Source organism: Streptomyces sp. NPDC001890 (assembly GCF_042891445.1).
In the GTDB taxonomy this organism is placed as follows: Bacteria; Actinomycetota; Actinomycetes; order Streptomycetales; family Streptomycetaceae; genus Streptomyces.
The window spans coordinates 675,336-693,795 of sequence record NZ_JBIATE010000003.1 but is presented as its reverse complement, the minus strand read 5'-3'; the positions used below and the strand labels follow the sequence as shown (position 1 = coordinate 693,795).

Annotated in this window: 17 protein-coding genes; 10 read left to right on the top strand and 7 right to left on the bottom strand. The window is 72.3% G+C overall.

Going from position 1 to position 18,460, the window contains the following annotated elements; genetic code table 11:
- Positions 1 to 79: 79 nt before the first annotated feature.
- The 3 genes from ACFYY1_RS14510 to ACFYY1_RS14500 all read right to left on the bottom strand — a co-directional run bounded on the left by ACFYY1_RS14510 (position 80) and on the right by ACFYY1_RS14500 (position 2,662).
- On the bottom strand, positions 80 to 739 hold the full coding sequence (locus ACFYY1_RS14510) for a TetR family transcriptional regulator (protein WP_388584630.1): 660 nt from the start codon (positions 737 to 739) through the stop codon (positions 80 to 82).
- A complete protein-coding gene (locus ACFYY1_RS14505; protein ID WP_388584627.1) occupies positions 736 to 1,563 on the bottom strand; it encodes a sugar phosphate isomerase/epimerase family protein in 828 nt (275 codons plus the stop codon). Before ACFYY1_RS14505 ends, ACFYY1_RS14510 begins: the two co-directional genes overlap by 4 nt.
- Before the next feature lie 145 nt (positions 1,564 to 1,708).
- Positions 1,709 to 2,662, bottom strand: coding sequence for a Ppx/GppA family phosphatase (locus tag ACFYY1_RS14500; protein WP_388584624.1), 954 nt, complete (start codon positions 2,660 to 2,662; stop codon positions 1,709 to 1,711).
- A gap of 40 nt (positions 2,663 to 2,702) precedes the next feature.
- Here ACFYY1_RS14500 and ACFYY1_RS14495 point away from each other — a divergent pair, with 40 nt between their 5' ends.
- Positions 2,703 to 3,563: a hypothetical protein gene (locus tag ACFYY1_RS14495; RefSeq protein ID WP_388584622.1), complete on the top strand. Its 861-nt coding sequence runs from the start codon at positions 2,703 to 2,705 to the stop codon at positions 3,561 to 3,563.
- 106 nt (positions 3,564 to 3,669) lie between these two features.
- Here ACFYY1_RS14495 and ACFYY1_RS14490 read toward each other — a convergent pair whose 3' ends face one another.
- Complete coding sequence (locus ACFYY1_RS14490; RefSeq protein WP_388584619.1) at positions 3,670 to 5,529, bottom strand: hypothetical protein; 1,860 nt, start codon at positions 5,527 to 5,529, stop codon at positions 3,670 to 3,672.
- 239 nt (positions 5,530 to 5,768) lie between these two features.
- Here ACFYY1_RS14490 and radA point away from each other — a divergent pair, with 239 nt between their 5' ends.
- Positions 5,769 to 7,181 (top strand): DNA repair protein RadA, encoded by a 1,413-nt coding sequence (gene radA, locus ACFYY1_RS14485; protein ID WP_388584617.1) that lies wholly within the window; start codon positions 5,769 to 5,771, stop codon positions 7,179 to 7,181.
- A gap of 80 nt (positions 7,182 to 7,261) precedes the next feature.
- Entirely contained in the window at positions 7,262 to 8,386 is a 1,125-nt protein-coding gene (disA, locus tag ACFYY1_RS14480) for a DNA integrity scanning diadenylate cyclase DisA (RefSeq protein ID WP_266731937.1), read from the top strand.
- 72 nt (positions 8,387 to 8,458) lie between these two features.
- On the opposite strand, the gene ACFYY1_RS14475 is transcribed toward disA, so the two are convergent.
- Positions 8,459 to 9,292, bottom strand: coding sequence for a hypothetical protein (locus tag ACFYY1_RS14475; protein ID WP_388584615.1), 834 nt, complete (start codon positions 9,290 to 9,292; stop codon positions 8,459 to 8,461).
- Positions 9,293 to 9,476: 184 nt separating this feature from the next.
- Between ACFYY1_RS14475 and ACFYY1_RS14470 the strand changes: the two genes are divergently transcribed.
- The 6 genes from ACFYY1_RS14470 to cseC all read left to right on the top strand — a co-directional run bounded on the left by ACFYY1_RS14470 (position 9,477) and on the right by cseC (position 14,761).
- Complete coding sequence (locus tag ACFYY1_RS14470) at positions 9,477 to 10,124, top strand: phosphatase PAP2 family protein (RefSeq protein ID WP_388584613.1); 648 nt, start codon at positions 9,477 to 9,479, stop codon at positions 10,122 to 10,124.
- Positions 10,125 to 10,278: 154 nt separating this feature from the next.
- Positions 10,279 to 11,181, top strand: coding sequence for an A/G-specific adenine glycosylase (locus tag ACFYY1_RS14465; RefSeq protein ID WP_388584611.1), 903 nt, complete (start codon positions 10,279 to 10,281; stop codon positions 11,179 to 11,181).
- A 176-nt stretch (positions 11,182 to 11,357) separates the two neighbouring features.
- Positions 11,358 to 11,972 carry a SigE family RNA polymerase sigma factor gene (locus ACFYY1_RS14460; RefSeq protein ID WP_388584609.1) on the top strand — a complete coding sequence of 205 codons (615 nt, stop codon included), beginning with the start codon at positions 11,358 to 11,360 and terminating at the stop codon, positions 11,970 to 11,972.
- Positions 11,960 to 12,694, top strand: a complete 735-nt coding sequence (locus tag ACFYY1_RS14455) for a hypothetical protein (RefSeq protein ID WP_388584608.1) — start codon at positions 11,960 to 11,962, stop codon at positions 12,692 to 12,694. The genes ACFYY1_RS14460 and ACFYY1_RS14455 overlap by 13 nt, the downstream gene beginning before the upstream one ends.
- Before the next feature lie 10 nt (positions 12,695 to 12,704).
- Entirely contained in the window at positions 12,705 to 13,406 is a 702-nt protein-coding gene (cseB, locus tag ACFYY1_RS14450; protein WP_388584606.1) for a two-component system response regulator CseB, read from the top strand.
- Complete coding sequence (gene cseC / locus ACFYY1_RS14445) at positions 13,403 to 14,761, top strand: two-component system sensor histidine kinase CseC (protein WP_388584604.1); 1,359 nt, start codon at positions 13,403 to 13,405, stop codon at positions 14,759 to 14,761. The genes cseB and cseC overlap by 4 nt, the downstream gene beginning before the upstream one ends.
- 79 nt (positions 14,762 to 14,840) lie before the next feature.
- Here the strand turns inward: cseC and ACFYY1_RS14440 are convergent, their stop codons facing one another.
- Positions 14,841 to 16,418, bottom strand: a complete 1,578-nt coding sequence (locus ACFYY1_RS14440) for an MDR family MFS transporter (protein WP_388584602.1) — start codon at positions 16,416 to 16,418, stop codon at positions 14,841 to 14,843.
- Positions 16,419 to 16,557: 139 nt separating this feature from the next.
- On the opposite strand from ACFYY1_RS14440, the gene ACFYY1_RS14435 reads away from it, so the two are divergent.
- Positions 16,558 to 17,142, top strand: coding sequence for a TetR/AcrR family transcriptional regulator (locus ACFYY1_RS14435; RefSeq protein ID WP_388584600.1), 585 nt, complete (start codon positions 16,558 to 16,560; stop codon positions 17,140 to 17,142).
- Between the two features lie 20 nt (positions 17,143 to 17,162).
- Here the strand turns inward: ACFYY1_RS14435 and ACFYY1_RS14430 are convergent, their stop codons facing one another.
- On the bottom strand, positions 17,163 to 17,873 hold the full coding sequence (locus ACFYY1_RS14430; protein ID WP_388584597.1) for a M23 family metallopeptidase: 711 nt from the start codon (positions 17,871 to 17,873) through the stop codon (positions 17,163 to 17,165).
- Positions 17,874 to 18,460: the final 587 nt, after the last annotated feature.

The following is an 18,460-nucleotide window of genomic DNA, read 5'->3' as shown; positions in this document are numbered from 1 at the left end:
CTCCGGCTCCAAGATCTGGACACACTGTCCGAAATGCGGGACAAGGTGCTCGGTGGGTGGGCGGGGCGCGAGAGCGGGTTCAGGACTCCGTCAGATAGCGCTGGAGCGTCGGGGCGACCATCGCGACGATCTCCTCGGGGTCCGCCGAAGCCAGCGGCTCCGCCCGGATCACGTAGCGGAGCATCACGATCCCGAGCATCTGCGAGGCCGCCAGCTCCGCGCGGAACGTGGCGTCCGGTACGTCCAGCGCCTCCGCGATCCGCTCCAGGAGCCGGCGCAGCACGAAGCCCCGCAGGACCTTCGCCGCCGCCTCGTGGGTCAGGGCGGATCGCATGACGGCCAGCAGCGGGGCCCTGGTCGCCGGGTTCTCCCACACGGCGATGAAGTAGCGGGCCAGCCGCTCCCCCAGCCCGTCCGTGCCGTCGCCGAGGACGGCCGGGATCACCAGGGCCGGCTCGAAGGACAGCTCGATGGCGGCCGCGAAGACCTCTTCCTTCGTACCGAAGTAGTGGTGGACCAGGGCGGAGTCGACGCCCGCCGCCTTGGCGATGCCCCGGACCGACGTCTTGTCGTAGCCGCGCTCCGCGAATTCGTTGCGGGCCGCCTCCAGGATGCGGGTGCGCGCGTCGGGGCCGGTGGTCTCGGCGGTACGGGAGGGGCGGCCGCGGCGCTTGGGGGGCGTGGGGCTGGTGGGGTCCGTGGGGCCGTCGTCGGCGCCGTCCGTGGGGCCGCCCGTCATGGGCGCGGTGCCCGGGTCGGGGACGACGCCAGGTGGAGCCGGGTGAAGGCCAGCGCCTCCGCCAGATCGGCCTCGCGTTCGGCGGTGGACATGGCACGGCGGGTGTTGACCTCGATGACGACATGGCCGTCGAAGCCGGTGCGGGCCAGGTGCTCCAGGAGTTCGGCACAGGGCTGGTCGCCGCGGCCGGGCACCAGGTGCTCGTCCTTGTTGGAGCCCTTGCCGTCGGCGAGGTGGATGTGGGCGAGCCGGTCGCCCATCCGCTCGACCATCGCCATGCCGTCCGTGCGGGCCGTCGCGGTGTGCGAGAGGTCCACGGTGAAGTGGCGGTAGTCGTTGTTGGTGACGTCCCAGTCGGGGGCGTACGCGAGCATCTCGCGGTCCCGGTACCGCCAGGGGTACATGTTCTCCACGGCGAACCGCACATCGGTCTCGTCCGCCATGCGCCAGATCCCGGTGACGAAGTCGCGCGCGTAATTGCGCTGCCAACGGAACGGCGGATGGACGACCACGGTCGTCGCCCCGAGCTTCTCCGCGGCGGCGCGGGCCCGCTGGAGCTTCACCCACGGATCGGTGGACCAGACGCGCTGGGTGATCAGCAGACAGGGCGCGTGGACGGCGAGGATCGGCACCTGGTGGTAGTCGGAGAGCCGCCGCAGGGCCTCGATGTCCTGGCTGACCGGGTCGGTCCACACCATGACCTCGACACCGTCGTAACCGAGGCGCGCGGCGATCTCGAAGGCCGTCGCCGTCGACTCCGGGTAGACGGAAGCCGTCGACAGGGCGACCTTCGCATCCGGGATGCGCACCACTGGTTCTGCCACTGGGACAGCGTACGGGCAGTGGTACGCCCCACCGAGAGGTCCCGGCGGAAAGTGAGCAGGGCCATGGCCGGTTTCCGGCCGCACCGGGAGGCCCGGCGACACCCCGCGACGCCCGGCGCCCCCTTCGACGCCCGGCCCGGCGCGCTCAGCCGTCCAGCGCGGCCGGTTCCTCCGACGGCAGGTGGTCCAGGCGACGCAGGATGACGCCCTCGCGCAGCGCCCAGGGGCAGATCTCCAGCTCCTCGACCCCGAACAGGTCCATGGCGCCCTCCGCGACCAGCGCCCCGGCGAGCAGCTGCGCGGCGCGGCCCTCGGAGACGCCGGGCAGACCGACACGCTGCTCGGCCGTCATCGCCGCCAGCTTCGGCACCCACTCCTCCAGCGATTTGCGGGTGAGGGCGCGCTGCGCGTACAGGCCCTCGGTGGAGCGCGCGGCGCCCGCGATCCTGGCGAGCTGCTTGAAGGTCTTGGACGTGGCCACGACATGGTCCGGGCGGCCGAGGCGGGTGAACTCCCCGACGCTCCGGGCGATCCTGGCCCGGACATGGCGGCGCAGCGCCTTCACCTGTGCCGGGTCCGGCGGATCGCCCGGCAGCCACCCGGCGGTGAGCCGGCCGGCCCCGAGCGGCAGCGAGACCGCGGCGTCCGGCTCCTCGTCGATGCCGTACGCGATCTCCAGCGAACCGCCCCCGATGTCCAGGACCAGCAGCCGCCCCGCCGACCAGCCGTACCAGCGGCGCGCGGCGAGGAAGGTGAGCCGGGCCTCCTCCGCGCCGCTGAGGACGACGAGGTCGATGCCGGTCTCCTCGCGCACCCGGGCCAGCACCTGATCGGCGTTGCTCGCCTCCCGCACCGCGGACGTGGCGAACGGCAGGACGTCCTCGCACCCCTTGTCCTCGGCGGCCTGGAGCGCGTCGGAGACCGTCGCCACGAGCCGGTCCACACCTTCGGGGCCGATCGCCCCGTCCTCGTCGAGCAGTTCGGCCAGGCGCAGCTCCGCCTTGTGCGAGTGCGCGGGCAGCGGGCGTGCGCCGGGGTGCGCGTCCACCACCAGCAGATGCACCGTGTTCGAACCCACGTCGAGGACTCCGAGTCTCATGGCAGGAACGCTACCGGGACGACAGACTTACTCTTGGCGCGTGCCAAAGACGAAAAAGGCGAAGCCGGGCAAAAACACGAAGAAGCAGAGAACCAAGCAGGAGGCGCAGCAACAGGAAGTGAACGGACCGGTCCGGTCCGAGGACGAGATGGGGATCGATTTCGCGCGTGCCTGGGTCGAATTCCCGGACCCGGGGGACGACGAGCAGATCTTCCGCTGCGACCTGACCTGGCTGACCTCCAGGTGGACGTGCATCTTCGGCAGCGGCTGCCAGGGCATCCAGGCGGGCCGTGCGGACGACGGGTGCTGCACGCTGGGCGCGCACTTCTCGGACGAGGACGACGAGAAGCGGGTGGCGGGCCATGTGGAGCGGCTGACCCCGGAGCTGTGGCAGTTCCACGACGTCGGTACGGAGACGGGCTGGGTCCAGCTCGACGACGACGGGGAGCGCCAGACCCGGCGCTGGAAGGGTTCGTGCATCTTCCAGAACCGGCCCGGATTCGCGGCGGGTGCGGGCTGCGCCCTGCACATCCTGGCGCTGCGGGAGGGCAAGGAGCCCCTGGAGACCAAGCCGGACGTCTGCTGGCAGCTGCCGGTCCGGCGCACGTACGACTGGATCGACCGGCCCGACGACACCCGGGTGCTCCAGGTCTCGATCGGCGAGTACGACCGCAGGGGCTGGGGTCCCGGCGGCCACGATCTGCACTGGTGGTGCACCTCGGCGACCTCGGCGCACGGGGCCGGGGAGCCGGTGTACGTCTCGTACCGGCCCGAGCTCACCGAGATGATGGGCGAGAAGGCGTACGAGCGGCTCGTCGAACTGTGCGAGGAGCGGCTGTCCGCGCTGCTGCCGATGGCGCCGCACCCCGCGGATCCGGTCCCTCCGGCCGATCCGGCGTGACCGCCCGGGGGTGAGCCTCGGCCGGGCCGCCCCCTCGGTCCGTCGGGCCGCCCCCTCGGTCCGTCGAGTCGGTCCGTCGAGTCGGTCCGTCGGGGCGGCCTGCCCCTCAGCCCGTCGGGGTCGTGCCCGGTCCCGGCTCGTCGGTGGGTGTCGGGTCCGTGCTGGCCGTCGGGTCCGGTGACGGGGCGGTCGGGGTGGGCGTGGGGTCGCTCGGGCCGGGCGTCGGATCCGTCGACGGTGTGGGATCCGGCGAGGACGTGGGCGGGGCCGACGGTCCGGTGGTGACGGACGGGTCGGCGGGGAACGGGCGTCCCGGGCCGTCGGACGAAGGCGGCGCCCCGCGCCCCCGGATCACCACCGCCGAGCCCGACGGGGCGAGGGCGATGCGCGCGCTCCACGGGCCGGCCGGCTCCCGCCAGTGGTTCACCCGGACGTGGATCATGATGCTCTCGCCCGCGGCGAGCGTGCCCGAGTAGCGGCTCAGCCGCACCCAGGACGCGTCCGGGCGGGCCGACCAGGCGACCGGCGCGCCGCCCGACGCGGTCAGCCGGAGCAGGGTCCTGCCGCCGGACGAGCGGGCCTCGACGGTGAGTCCGGCGGCGCCGCCCCGGCCCGGACCCGCGCTGATCACCTCCGCCGAGACGTCCGGGGCGCGGTCGTCGGCGAAGCGGGCGCCGGGCTGGGGGCGGGCGTTGCCCGCGTTCTCGTAGTGGCCGTCCGCGGTGCCGTCGAGCTCGTGCCGGGCGTCGCTCTCGGTGGCGGTGACCGAGGAGCCCTCGTGGCCCTCGCCGGTCTGCGGTGCGCCCCGGTAGGCGGTCCAGAGCGCGATCACGGGGGCGGCGACGACCGTCGCCACCACCGTCGTCGTCACGACCCTGGCCCGCAGCCGGTCCCGGCGCGCGGCGTGGTCCTTCGGGTCCATGGGGAAGCCCGTGCGGTCGAAGCGCGGGCCGCCGGAGCGGTTGCGCTGGGCGTGGACCATCGCGACGTACGCCGATGGCCGGGGTGCCTCGACGACCGGCAGCGCGGCAGCCGCGGTGACCGCGGCGCCGGGCCAGGGGCCCTTGGCGCCGGCCCGCTCGGCGGCCCTGCGGCAGCGGGGGCAGTCGTCGACGTGGCGGACCAGCTCGCGGCGCAGGGCGGCGGAGAGCAGGACGCGGTGTTCGCCGGTGAGCCGGGCGACGGTGGGGCAGTTGCCGGTCTCGACGACGGCGAGGGCGGCGCGGGTGCGCTCCACCTCGCAGGCGGCGGCGGCCAGCAGCTCACGGGCGGTCGCCGGTTCGAGCCCCAGGACGGAGGCGACGGCGCGTGGCGGGAGGTGGTGGCGCACCGCGAGTTCGAGCGCCTCGCGCTGCTCGGGGGTGGTGCCCGCGGCCTCGGGCCAGGCCAGCTGGGCGAGTTCGCGGCGGTGCGCCTCGGCGGCGGCCTCGGTCTCGGTCTCGGGGGCGCGGGCAGGGCCTGCGGGGGCGCCGCCGGGCGCTGCCGCGGTCTTCGCGGCGACGACGGGGGGCGTACGGCGTCCGGCGCGCGCCCCCTGGGCGGCCGCGGTGCCCGGCTGTTTGCCCGGAGGCCCGCCCGCCCGCTTCGCCTCCTGCTTCGGGGAGAGCCTGCGCGGCTGCTTCCCCGCCTTGTGGCTGTGCGCCTGCCGGCCCTGTTTCTGCTCGGCGAGCTTGCGCAGACACATCCATCTGGCCAGCGCGTACAGCCAGGATTTACGTTCCTCCTCGCCCGCCGGGCACCGGCCGTCCTGCCGTTCCGCGATCGCGAGCACACCGCCGAGCGCCTCGGTGGCGGCGTCGTGGTCGCAGAGCACGGAGAGGCAGTAGGTGAACAGACCGTCGAGATGCGGTTCGTACCGGGCGGGCGGCCGGCGCGGCGAAGGGTGCGCCGGGAGGCGGGGCGCACCGCGTCGCGCCCGGTGTGCGCCGGTGGTGTGCGTGGGGGGCTCCAGACCGCTGCTCGTCACCTTGCGACCGTAGGCAGCAGAGGGCACACCTTTCGCTACCCTTCAGCACTTTTAATCCTTACGGGTGAACGTATCCCTCAAAAGGGGACAGGAATTCTCTATTCCACCGGAAGCGCCGCGCCTTTCCACCGGAAGCGCCCCGTCTTTCAGCCGGAAGCGCCGCGCCCCGGGAGCGGGCGCGCGCCGGCCTTTGGACCGTGCCGGGCGGCGTTGTCGTACCCCACCTATACGGTTGCGCCATGGCTGCCCGTACGAAAACCGCGAAGGACCGGCCGTCCTACCGCTGCTCCGAATGCGGCTGGACGACCGCCAAGTGGCTCGGCCGCTGCCCCGAATGCCAGGCGTGGGGGACGGTCGAGGAGTTCGGCGGCGCCCCCGCCGTGCGGACCACCGCGGCCGGCCGGGTCAGCACCGCCGCGCTCCCCATCGGCCAGGTCGACAGCCGGCAGGCCACCGCCCGGTCCACCGGCGTCGGCGAGCTGGACCGGGTGCTCGGCGGCGGTCTCGTGCCGGGTGCCGTGGTCCTCGTCGCGGGCGAGCCGGGCGTCGGCAAGTCGACGCTGCTGCTGGACGTCGCCGCCAAGGCCGCGAGCGATGAGCACCGCACGCTCTACGTCACCGCCGAGGAGTCCGCGAGCCAGGTGCGGCTGCGCGCCGACCGGATCCGGGCGATCAACGACCATCTGTACCTGGCCGCCGAGACCGACCTGTCCGCGGTCCTCGGCCATCTCGACGCCGTCAAGCCCTCGCTCCTCATCCTCGACTCCGTGCAGACGGTCGCCTCGCCGGAGATCGACGGGGCGCCGGGCGGCATGGCGCAGGTCCGGGAGGTCGCCGGGGCCCTCATCCGGGCCTCCAAGGAGCGCGGCATGTCGACGCTCCTGGTCGGCCACGTCACCAAGGAGGGGGCGATCGCGGGCCCCCGGCTGCTGGAGCACCTCGTCGACGTGGTGCTGTCCTTCGAGGGCGACCGCCACGCCCGCCTGCGGCTCGTACGGGGCGTCAAGAACAGGTACGGCGCGACCGACGAGGTGGGCTGCTTCGAGCTGCACGACGAGGGCATCACCGGCCTCGCCGACCCCTCCGGCCTGTTCCTCACCCGGCGCGACGAGCCCGTGCCCGGCACCTGCCTGACCGTCACCCTGGAGGGCAAGCGGCCGCTCGTCGCCGAAGTACAGGCGCTGACGGTCGATTCCCAGATCCCCTCGCCCCGGCGCACCACCTCCGGCCTGGAGACGTCCCGGGTGTCGATGATGCTCGCGGTCCTGGAGCAGCGCGGCCGGATCAGCTCGCTGGGCAAGCGGGACATCTACAGCGCGACGGTCGGCGGTGTGAAGCTCTCCGAGCCCGCCGCGGACCTCGCGGTCGCACTGGCGCTGGCCAGTGCCGCGAGCGACACCCCGCTGCCGAAGAACCTGGTGGCGATCGGCGAAGTGGGCCTCGCGGGCGAGGTCAGAAGGGTCACCGGGGTCCAGCGCAGGCTGGCCGAGGCGCACCGGCTGGGCTTCACACACGCGCTGGTCCCGACCGATCCGGGCAAGGTCCCGGCCGGTATGAAGGTCACAGAAGTCGCCAACATGGGCGACGCGCTGAGAGTCCTACCTCGCCGGTCTCGGGCACAGGCCCCCCAGGAGGAGGGCGCACGCCGGTAGACTTTGCCCTGGTCTCGCCCGTCCGTACGAACGGTACGAGGGACGTAAGGGCACCGCAAACCTGTGACCGGAGGAGTGCAGTGGCAGCCAACGACCGGGCAGCATCGCCCGGAAAGTCCGGCCAAGGCACCGGTAATGAGGCGCTCATGCGCGCCTCGCTGAGCGCCGTGGCGCCCGGAATGGCGCTGCGGGACGGCCTGGAGCGCATCCTCCGCGGCAACACCGGCGGACTGATCGTGCTCGGCATGGACAAGACCGTCGAGTCGATGTGCACCGGCGGATTCGTGCTGGACGTGGAGTTCACCGCGACGCGCCTGCGCGAGCTGGCCAAGCTCGACGGCGCGCTGATCCTCGACAAGGACATGACCAAGATCCTGCGCGCCGGCGTGCAGCTGGTGCCGGACGCCTCCATCCCCACCGAGGAGACGGGCACCCGCCACCGCACGGCGGACCGGGTCTCCAAGCAGTGCAACTTCCCGGTCGTCTCGGTCTCGCAGTCGATGCGCCTGATCGCGCTCTACGTGGACGGGGAGCGCCGGGTCCTGGAGGAGTCCGCCGCGATCCTCTCCCGCGCCAATCAGGCCCTCGCCACCCTGGAGCGGTACAAGCTCCGCCTCGACGAGGTCGCGGGCACGCTCTCCGCGCTGGAGATCGAGGACCTGGTGACGGTCCGGGACGTGACGGCGGTCGCGCAGCGGCTGGAGATGGTCCGCCGGATCGCGACCGAGATCGCGGAGTACGTGGTCGAGCTGGGCACCGACGGCCGGCTTCTCTCGCTCCAGCTCGACGAGTTGATCGCGGGCGTCGAGCCGGAGCGCGAGCTGGTCGTGCGCGACTATGTGCCGGAGCCGACCGCGAAGCGGTCCCGTACGGTCGCCGAGGCGTTGACGGAGCTCGACGCGCTCTCCCACACCGAGCTGCTCGAACTCGCGGTCGTGGCAAGGGCCCTGGGCTACAGCGGCTCGCCCGAGACGCTGGATTCGGCGGTCTCGCCGCGCGGCTTCCGGCTGCTGGCGAAGGTGCCGCGGCTGCCCGGGGCGATCATCGACCGGCTGGTGGAGCACTTCGGCGGTCTGCAGAAGCTGCTCGCCGCCAGCGTGGACGATCTCCAGACGGTGGACGGCGTCGGCGAGGCGCGGGCGCGCAGCGTGCGCGAGGGCCTGTCCCGGCTGGCCGAGTCGTCGATCCTCGAACGGTACGTGTAGAGCCGCTACGAGCGACGGCGCGCAGGGCGATCGGGGCCCGGGAGACCGGGCCCCGCGTCCTCCCGGTCGGTGTCAGTCCTTCGCGAGGACGAACGAGGCGCGCTGCACCGGCTCGCCCGGCGACTTCGCCTCGACCAGATACGTACCGGGCCCGGCCGTCCCCGCGGGCGGCGTCGCGCACCGCGCGGAGCTCTTCCTGCGGTCCCACTCCACGGTGTGGACGACGGTCTCGCCCGCCGGCACCTCCAGCAGCACGGCCGCGTCGCGCGGGCAGTCCTTGGAGGACCACACCTGGTTGTCGTCGCCGCCCGCCTCGGTGATGGTGAGCACCGCGCTCTTCGGCCCGAGGTCCGCCTTGCAGGTGGTGGCCGAGTTGTTCGTGACGACCAGTTTGAACTTCGGCTTCTCGCCGGGGCTGTAGCTGAGTTCGGTGCTCAGGCCCAACTGGAGTGCCGCGGGGGTGCAGTCGGGGAGCGAGGAGGAGGCCGGGACCCGCCGGCCCGCCGTACCGCCGCCCGCGCCGCCGGAGCCCGCGTCCGCGCCACCGGAGCCCGCCTCCGTACCGCCGGAGCCCGCCTCCGTGCCGGCGTCGCCCGAACCGCCGCCGGAGCCCGCGTCCGTACCGCCGTCGTCCGAGCCGGATCCGGCCGAGTCGTCCGACTCGTCGCGCCCGCCGGGCTGTTGGCTGATGGCCGGGCCCGAGCCGTCGGGTCCCGGCGTGATCTCCTGCGCGGGGCCCGAACCGGCGGGCCGGGAGTCGTCCTTGGTGGTCTTCCCGTCCCCGCCCGAGGTGACGACCCACACGATCAGCAGCGCGATCAGCGCAACGAGCGTCGCCGCTACGGCCCTCCGTCGCCAGTAGATGGTGGAGGGAAGCGGACCGATCGGATTACGCAAAGATCCCACGGCGCAAACTGTACGAGAGATCGGCGCCGACTCCCGCCCCACCCGCCGCCCCGGCCCGCAAGTTTTACGGATCATCATCATGGGCGGCCCGTTCCGGCCCCGCGACGCCGCCGAGTTGACCCCCGAGTTGGCCGCAGGGGAACACCCGGATGAACACCCGGTTTCATTGACTACCCTCTGTCACATGGATAGTTCAGTCACCGCGCCGCTCTACCGGGACATCACCGACTTCGCACATGACATGCCGTCATGGGTGCAACATCTGGCCGAGATATGGACGGAGCTCGGGCTCCTTCTCTTCGGCGTCCTGTTCATCACCGGGTGGTGGCGTGCCCGGCGCCGGGACGACGGCGCCCTGGCCCTGGCGGTGCTCGCGCCCGTCGCGACCGCCTTCGGCTATGTGGTCAGCGAGGTCCTCAAGTCGGTGGTGGACGAGGAACGCCCGTGCAGGGCGGTCGCCGGCGCGGCGGCCTCGCTGGTGAGCTGCCCGCCGCCGGGCGACTGGTCCTTCCCCAGCAACCACTCCGCGATCGCCGGCGCGGCGGCGATCGCCCTGGCGATCGCCCGCCCCCGGCTGGCCTGGCTCACCGTGCCGATGGCCCTGCTGATGGCCTTCTCCCGGGTCTTCGTCGGCGTGCACTACCCGCATGACGTGGCGGTCGGGCTGGTGCTGGGCGCCACCGTCTCGGCCCTGGTGGTCACCGTGCTGCGCCGCCCGGTGCGATCGCTCGCCCAGACGGTACGGAGCAGCGGGGCGCCGGTGGCGGCCTGGGCCTCGGGGCCCGGCGCGGTGACGGCCGGCCGCTCCCGGCACCGGGCCAAGCGGCACTGACGGCCCCGCGAGAGCCCGGCCGGGCCCCTTGGGCCGGTTGCCGGACCCCCGGGGCGCGGACGGGTGGCATTATCACCCCAAGGGCCCTCACGAGGCGCGACACCACCGTGCGCTGAACCATCGTCTGCCCTTCCGTGCCAGGATCGACGGTGCGATGACTGCCATGACTGCGACACAGACGCCCCCCGCCTCCCTCCACGCTCCCGTCATCGGGTGGTTCGACCAGCACGCCCGCGATCTGCCCTGGCGCCGCCCCGAAGCGGGCGCCTGGGGTGTGATGGTGAGCGAGTTCATGCTGCAGCAGACCCCCGTGAACCGGGTCCTCCCGGTCTACGAGCAGTGGCTGGCCCGCTGGCCCCGCCCCGCCGACCTGGCCGCCGAACCGCCCGGCGAGGCGGTCCGCGCCTGGGGCCGGCTCGGTTACCCCCGCCGGGCACTCCGCCTGCACGGCGCCGCGCAGGCCATAACGGAACGGCACGGCGGCGACGTACCGAGCGAGCACGGTCAGCTGCTCGCCCTGCCCGGGATCGGCGAGTACACCGCGGCGGCCGTGGCCTCGTTCGCGTACGGGCAGCGGCACGCCGTGCTCGACACCAACGTCCGCCGGGTGTTCGCCCGTGCCGCGACCGGGATCCAGTACCCGCCGAACGCGACCACCGCCGCCGAGCGCAAGCTCGCCCGCGCGCTGCTGCCCGACGAGGACGAGACGGCGGCCCGCTGGGCTGCCGCGACGATGGAGCTCGGCGCCCTCGTCTGCACCGCCAAGAACGAGGACTGCAACCGGTGCCCGATCTCCGGGCAGTGCGCCTGGCGGCTGGCCGGGAAGCCCGCCCATCAGGGGCCCCCGCGCCGCGGCCAGACCTACGCCGGCACCGACCGGCAGGTGCGCGGACGGCTGCTCGCCGTGTTGCGCGACGCCCTGACGCCGGTGCCGCAGTCGGCGCTGGACGCGGTGTGGGACGAACCGGTGCAGCGCGCCCGCGCGCTGGACGGCCTGGTCGCCGACGGCCTGGTCGAACCGCTGGCCGGCGGGCAGTACCGGCTGCCGCTGAGCTGAGCTCCGTACCCGTCCCGCTCCCCCGCTGTTACACAACCGATGGACAGCCGTGCGTCGGCGTATGGCTGCTCCGCACAACCCCGTGACAACAGCTCCGTAGCGTCTTCCCCGTCAGCCCGACCGAACGATGGCTGGCGGCGGTTATACGGGGATCCACGGGGACGGAGGCGGTTGGAATGGCGCACGGCGAGGTGCTCGAATTCGAGGACTACGTACGCACTCGGCACGACGCGCTGCTGCGCAGCGCGCGACGGCTGGTACCCGACCCGGTGGATGCGCAGGACCTGCTCCAGACCGCCCTGGCCCGTACGTACGGCCGCTGGGACGGCATCGCCGACAAGTCGCTGGCCGACGCCTATCTGCGCCGCGTCATGATCAACACCCGTACCGAGTGGTGGCGGGCGCGCAAGCTGGACGAGGTCCCCACCGAGCAGCTGCCCGACGCGAGCGTCGAGGACGGCACCGAGCAGCGCGCCGACCGCGCCCTGCTGATGGACATCCTGGGCGTGCTGGCTCCCAAGCAGCGCAGCGTCGTCGTGCTGCGACACTGGGAGCAGATGAGTACGGAGGAGACGGCCGCCGCGCTCGGCATGTCGGCCGGTACGGTGAAGAGCACGCTCCACCGTGCGCTGGCACGGCTGCGCCAGGAGCTGGAGAGCCGTGAGGCGGCGGGCCGGGAGACCGTGCTCGCCGAGCAGCGGCGTCCGGCGGCCGGCGGTGCTCCGGCACGTGCGCGGACGCGGGCGGGCAGGCAGATGGACGAACGGGGGCGGGAGCGTTGCGCGGCCTGACAGCCAGCGGCGACGGCGATCGTGGCGGTGGGAGAGACGACGGTGGCCGCGAGGCCACCGTCCGACGTGGCCGGGTCCTGACCGGCTGGGCGGCGAGCGCCACGACCTTGGTCGGCCTCGCCGCCTTCGGGCTGCTCACCGTCAGCTGCTCGACCGGCGGCACCGGCACCCGGGACGAGGGACCGGCCGGCACCCAGCCCGTCGCCCAGGTCACGCCCAGCGACGAGCCGTCCTCCTCCGCGCGGCCCTCCTCGCGGATCGACCCCGTGTCGCTGCTCAAGCACGACCCCAAGGTCAGCGAGCGGGTCAGGACGGACCTGAAGCCCTGCACCGGCTCCGAGTACCCGGTGGACACCTCGTACGGCACGATGACCGGCGGCCCGGCCGCCGATGTCGTGGTGAACGTGATGACCTGCGCCGATTCGGTGGGCGTCGGCACCTATGTGTACCGCCGGCAGGGCAGCGGCTCGTACGAGAACGTGTTCGCCATCGAGCAGCCCGCCGTCTACGGCACGATCGACCGCGGGGACCTGGTGGTGACGACCCAGGTGTACGAGAAGAGGGACTCGGTCGCGTACCCCTCCGGCGAGGAAGTGATCACCTACCGCTGGGCGGGCAACCGGTTCAGCGAGCACGACCGGGTGCACAACGACTTCAACCGAGCCGTCGGCAGCGGCGGGGCGGTCCTTCCGGCTCCGGACGCCGAGCCGCCGGGGAACTGAGAGCATTCCGATGGCCGAGACCCACGTCCTGTTCGTCGAGGACGACGACGTCATCCGCGAAGCCACCCAGCTGGCGCTGGAGCGCGACGGCTTCGCGGTCACCGCGATGCCCGACGGCCTGTCGGGCCTGGAGGCGTTCCGCGCCGACCGGCCCGACATCGCCCTGCTCGACGTGATGGTGCCGGGGCTCGACGGGGTCAGCCTCTGCCGCCGGATCCGCGACGAGTCGACCGTGCCCGTGATCATGCTGTCGGCCCGTGCGGACTCGATCGACGTGGTGCTCGGCCTGGAGGCCGGCGCGGACGACTACGTCACCAAGCCCTTCGACGGGGCGGTCCTGGTCGCCCGGATCCGTGCCGTGCTGCGCCGCTTCGGCCATGCCACGGGCGGGCGGCCGGGCGGGGAGCCGGAACCGCAGCCGGTCGGCGGGGTGCTGGTCTTCGGCGATCTGGAGGTCGACACCGAGGGCATGGCGGTCCACCGCGCCGGCGAGCAGGTGGCGCTGACCCCGACCGAGATGCGGCTGCTGCTGGAGTTCTCCGCGGCGCCCGGCACGGTGCTCTCCCGCGACAAGCTCCTGGAGCGGGTCTGGGACTACGGGTGGGGCGGCGACACCCGGGTCGTGGATGTCCATGTGCAGCGGCTGCGCACCAAGATCGGCCAGGACCGGATCGAGACGGTCCGCGGCTTCGGCTACAAACTCAGGCCATGAAGCGGCCCGATCTGCGGACCGGAGTCCGCTGGAAGATCAGCATCGCGATCGCGGCGGTCGGCGCGCTGACCGCGGTCGCGCTCAGCTTCGTCGTCCACAACGCCGCCCAGGTCTCGATGCTGGAGAACGCCCGCGAGGTCCAGCTGGAGCGGCTGACGTACGCCCAGCTGCTGTACGAGGCGACGAAGACGAAGAAGACCGACCCCCGGTTCGGTGCCAAGCTCAACGACCCGACGATGCCGCACAGCCTGCGCGCGGAGACCGGCCGGAACCGGCGCGCCACCCACGTCGAGGTGTCCGCCAAGGGGGTACCCGATGTGTGGGCGGCCGTGCCGGTCGGCAAGGGCGACGTGCTCTCGCTGCACACCCGGTTCGCGGGCCGCAACTCCACGATCATGCGCGATCTCGACCGGGCGCTGATCATCGGCTCGGTCTCGGTGGTGTTCGGCGGCTGTGCGCTGGGCGTGCTGATCGGCGGCCAGCTGTCGCGCCGGCTGCGCAAGGCGGCGGCCGCGGCGGGCCGGGTCGCGCAGGGCAATACGGAGGAACGGGTCAGGGAGGCCGTGGGCGGGGTCGTCCGGGACGAGACCGATGAGCTGGCCGGTGCGGTGGACGCGCTGACGGACGCGTTGAACGCGCGGATCGAGGCGGAGCGCCGGGTCACCGCGGACATCGCGCACGAGCTGCGTACGCCGGTGACCGGTCTGCTGACGGCGGCCGAGCTGCTGCCGCCGGGCCGCCCCACCGAACTGGTACGGGACCGGGCCCAGGCGATGCGCACGCTCGTCGAGGACGTGCTGGAGGTGGCCCGGCTGGACAGTGCCTCGGAGCGGGCCGAGCTCCAGGAGATCGCGCTGGGCGAGTTCGTCAGCCGGCGGATCGGGTTGCTGGACCCGGATGTGCGGGTGCGGGTCGTCCACGAGTCCTGGGTCAACACCGATCCGCGCCGGCTGGAGCGCATCCTCGGCAATCTGCTGGGCAACGCCGCCAAGCACGGCTCCACTCCGGTGGAGGTCACGGTCGAGGGCCGGGTGGTGCGGATCCGCGACCACGGTTCCGGGTTCCCGGCGGCGCTGCTGCGGGAGGGGCCGAGCCGGTTCCGTACCGGAAGCAGTGACCGGGCCGGGCGCGGGCACGGGCTCGGGCTGACCATCGCCGCCGGTCAGGCGCGGGTCCTCGGGGCCCGGCTGACCTTCCGCAACGCGGCGCCGGAAGGGGCGGCGCAGGGCACGGGCGGGGCGATCGCGGTGCTGTGGCTGCCCGAGCACGCGCCGACCAACACCGGCAGCTTCCCGCTCCTGCCGGTGTCCGAGCAGCGCGGCCCGGACGACGAGGCGGCGCGGACCGGCGCCTGAGCCCTTCCTCGGGACACGACGGGTACGAGGGAGGCTCCCGGGGCGCGCCCCGGGAGCCTCCCTCGTACCCCGCTCCGGATCAGACGCCGGCGGCCTCGGCCTGCTTGGTGGCCGGGCCCGCCCCGCGCAGCGGCACCTCCTTGACGAAGACCGAGGCGAACAGGGCGGCCAGCGCGACCACGGCGCCCACCAGGAACGCGATGTGCGTGCCGGACGACACCGCGAACTGGTACGCCTCACGCGCCGCCTCCGGCAGCTTCGCCAGGCTCGCCGCGTCCAGCTGCGCGGACTTCTCGGTGGCCGCCCCGCCGCCCCGGGCGGCCATCTCGTCCTGCACCCGGCCGGTGAACAGCGCGCCCATGATCGCGACGCCGAAGGAGCTGCCGAGCGTACGGAAGAGGGTCGTCGCGGAGGAGGCGACGCCCATGTCCTTCATCTCGACGCTGTTCTGCGCGACGAGCATCGTGATCTGCATCAGGAAGCCCATGCCCGCGCCGAGCACCGCCATGTAGACGCCGGAGGTGAACCGCGTGGTGTCGACGTCCATCCGCGAGAGCAGGAACAGGCCGGTCACCATCAGTACGGAGCCCACCACGGGGAAGACCTTGTACTTGCCGGTGCTGGTGGTGACCCGGCCCGCGACCAGCGAGACGACCATCATCGACAGCAGCATCGGCAGGAGCAGCAAGCCCGAGTTGGTCGCCGAGGCGCCCTGGACGGACTGCTGGTACAGGGGCAGGAAGAGCACCGCGCCGAACATCACGAAGCCCGACATGAAGCCGACCACGGACATCAGGGTGAAGTTGCGGTTGCGGAAGATGTGCAGCGGAATGATCGGTTCTGCTGCCTTGGTCTCGACGAAGAGGAAGCCGACGAGCGAGGCGACGCCGATCGCGGAGAGCTCCATGATCATGGCGGAGTCCCAGTCGTACTCCGTACCGCCCCAGGTGGTCACCAGCACGATCGCGGTGATGCCGAGGGTCAGCAGCCCCGCGCCGAGGTAGTCGACCCTGGCCCGTGCGCCCTCCCGCTTCGGCAGGTGCAGCACGACGGTGACCATGGCGAGGGCGACCGCGCCCAGCGGCAGGTTGATGTAGAAGCTCCAGCGCCAGCCGAGGTGGTCGGTGATGGTGCCGCCGACCAGCGGTCCGCCGATCATGGCGATGGCCATGACACCGGCCATCATCCCCTGGTACTTGCCGCGCTCGCGGGGCGGGACCAGGTCGCCGATGATCGCCATGACGCCGACCATCAGGCCGCCCGCACCGAGCCCCTGGACCGCCCGGAAGCCGATCAGCTGGCCCATGTCCTGGGCCATTCCGCTCAGCACCGAGCCGATCAGGAAGATCACGATGGACGTGAGGAAGATGCCCTTGCGCCCGTACATGTCGCCGAGCTTGCCCCAGATGGGGGTGGAGGCCGCGGTGGCCAGGGTGTACGCGGTGACGACCCAGGACAGATGCTCCAGGCCGCCGAGGTCACCGACGATGGTCGGCATGGCCGTACCGACGATCAGGTTGTCCAGCATGGCCAGCAGCATCGTGATCATCAGGGCGAGCATCACCACCCGGACGCTGCGCTGCGGTGTCTGCGGTATCCCGGCCGGCCGGTCGGCGACGGCCGCCTTCCCGCCGGCCGCCTTCTTCAGATCGGACATTGGTCCCCACTCCCCTGATCCCCGGTTGGTCCCCTGCGCGAGCCAGGCACTTACTTGCCGCCCGGCTAGTAACTACACTGGGGAAAGTAGACCCCCAACTAGCCGGGCGTCAAGTAAGTTTCCAGCAAAGGAGAGCTTCATGGGGAGCACGCCGCAGCAGCGCCGTGGCAACACGCGCCAGCGCATTCAGGACGTCGCTCTGGAGCTCTTCGCCGAACAGGGCTACGAGAAGACCTCGCTCCGCGAGATCTCCGAGCGCCTGGAGGTCACCAAGGCCGCGCTGTACTACCACTTCAAGACCAAGGAAGACATCCTGGTCAGCATCTTCGAGGACCTCAACCGCCCGGTCGAGGAGCTGCTCGCCTGGGGCAAGGAGCAGCCGCACACGCTGGAGACGAAGAAGGAGATCCTGCGCCGCTACAGCGAGGCCCTGACCGCCGCCGCCCCGCTGTTCCGCTTCATGCAGGAGAACCAGGCGGCCGTACGGGACCTGAGCATCGGGGTGACCATCAAGGAGCGCGTCGTCGCCCTGGTCGACCTGCTCCAGGAACCCGGCGCCCCACTGACCGACCAGGTGCGCTGCTTCACCGCGCTCTTCGCGACGCACGCGGGCATGTTCGCCCTGAAGGACCTCGAAGGCGACCCCGAGGAGAAGCGCAAGGCCGTCCTCGAAGTCGCCTTCGAACTGATCACCCGGGCACACGACCAGGGGGACGTGGAGTAACGCGGTCAGGTCAGGCCGGGTCAGACCGTGACGCCCTGCTTGTGCAGGAAGCCGACCGGGTTGACCGCGGAGCCGTAGTCGGCGGTGTGCCGGATCTCGAAGTGCAGGTGCGGGCCGCTGGAGTTGCCGGTGTTGCCGGAGAGCGCGATCCGCTCGCCCGTCTTCACGGCCTCGCCGATCCGCACCTCGACCTGCGACAGGTGGGCGTACTGCGAGTACGTACCGTCGGCGTGCTTGATCACGACGGCGTTGCCGTACGCGGGACCGTCGCCGCCGCCGTTGGGGCCGGCCTTCACGACGGTGCCGCTGTGCGCGGCCTCGACCTCGGTGCCGATCGGCACGGCGAAGTCCTGGCCGGAGTGCTTGTGGGCCCAGCGGCTGCCGTCGTTGCCGAAGCTCGCGCTCAGCTCGTAGCGGCTGACCGGGGTCTCCCAGCCGTGCGCCTTCTTCAGCGCGGCCTTCTTCGCCGCGGCGGCCTTCTTGGCCGCCGCCGCCTTCTTGGCAGCGGCCTTCTCGGCGACCTTGCCCTGTACGGCAGCCTGCTCGGCGACCGATTCGGCCGTGCCGCGGTCGATCAGCTTCACGGAGTCCGGGGCACCCGCCGAGCCGGCCGCGAACGCAGCGCCCGCACCGAGAACCATCGACGTCCCCAGGCCGGCTGCCACCACGGCGCCACGGACACGGGACACGGACGGGCGGCGGGAGTGCTGGAACGAAACGCGCTTCGACATAAGCGGAGAACCTCCGGAGATGACTGGACCCGGCGCTCCGGCCGGGCTGGCCATTCCTTGGTAACCCGCACCCCGGCCATTGCTCAAACACCCCATCTACGAACAAAAGCCGTAGCCGGCACTCCGGGAATTCACCGCCACAGGTTTGAAACGAGACGCGCCCGAACCCGTCAAAACTCTGGTTCCGGACAGGTTTAACCCCAGTTCCAAACCGCCCGAAACGGACAGATCGCAGCGATTCGAGCCTCTGCCCATCCGGCCGCGAAAGCCCCCTCCACCACAGGGCCGAAGGTCCCCGCCCCGATCACGGCACCCCCTCCTACCGTCGTTAGTGGACCCGGAACGGGCTGTGCGCCTTGTCACCGCCGGCGGGCCCGAAGGCTGTCCGTTTCGGGACCTTCGGCCTGCGCGCTGACTAAGGGCTGTCCCGTAATCCCTGGTGGATCAGCGTGCGGCGTCGGACGCGGTGCATCGCAAGGCGGAGGGACGCCCGAATACTGGATGTATTCGGGCGTTCCGACAACGCGGCGAGGTGCCGTGGCCGTCGTCGCACGCCCGCCAGGGATTACGGGACAGCCCTTAGGGTG

Excerpts from the sequence above, each read along its gene's own strand:
- ACFYY1_RS14510 (WP_388584630.1), bottom strand. The coding sequence starts at position 739 with ATGACGGGCGGCCCCACGGACGGCGCCGACGACGGCCCCACGGACCCC.
- ACFYY1_RS14500 (WP_388584624.1), bottom strand. The coding sequence starts at position 2,662 with ATGAGACTCGGAGTCCTCGACGTGGGTTCGAACACGGTGCATCTGCTG.
- radA (WP_388584617.1), top strand. The coding sequence starts at position 5,769 with ATGGCTGCCCGTACGAAAACCGCGAAGGACCGGCCGTCCTACCGCTGC.
- ACFYY1_RS14470 (WP_388584613.1), top strand. The coding sequence starts at position 9,477 with ATGGATAGTTCAGTCACCGCGCCGCTCTACCGGGACATCACCGACTTC.
- ACFYY1_RS14465 (WP_388584611.1), top strand. The coding sequence starts at position 10,279 with ATGACTGCCATGACTGCGACACAGACGCCCCCCGCCTCCCTCCACGCT.
- ACFYY1_RS14460 (WP_388584609.1), top strand. The coding sequence starts at position 11,358 with ATGGCGCACGGCGAGGTGCTCGAATTCGAGGACTACGTACGCACTCGG.
- cseB (WP_388584606.1), top strand. The coding sequence starts at position 12,705 with ATGGCCGAGACCCACGTCCTGTTCGTCGAGGACGACGACGTCATCCGC.
- cseC (WP_388584604.1), top strand. The coding sequence starts at position 13,403 with ATGAAGCGGCCCGATCTGCGGACCGGAGTCCGCTGGAAGATCAGCATC.
- ACFYY1_RS14440 (WP_388584602.1), bottom strand. The coding sequence starts at position 16,418 with ATGTCCGATCTGAAGAAGGCGGCCGGCGGGAAGGCGGCCGTCGCCGAC.
- ACFYY1_RS14435 (WP_388584600.1), top strand. The coding sequence starts at position 16,558 with ATGGGGAGCACGCCGCAGCAGCGCCGTGGCAACACGCGCCAGCGCATT.
- ACFYY1_RS14430 (WP_388584597.1), bottom strand. The coding sequence starts at position 17,873 with ATGTCGAAGCGCGTTTCGTTCCAGCACTCCCGCCGCCCGTCCGTGTCC.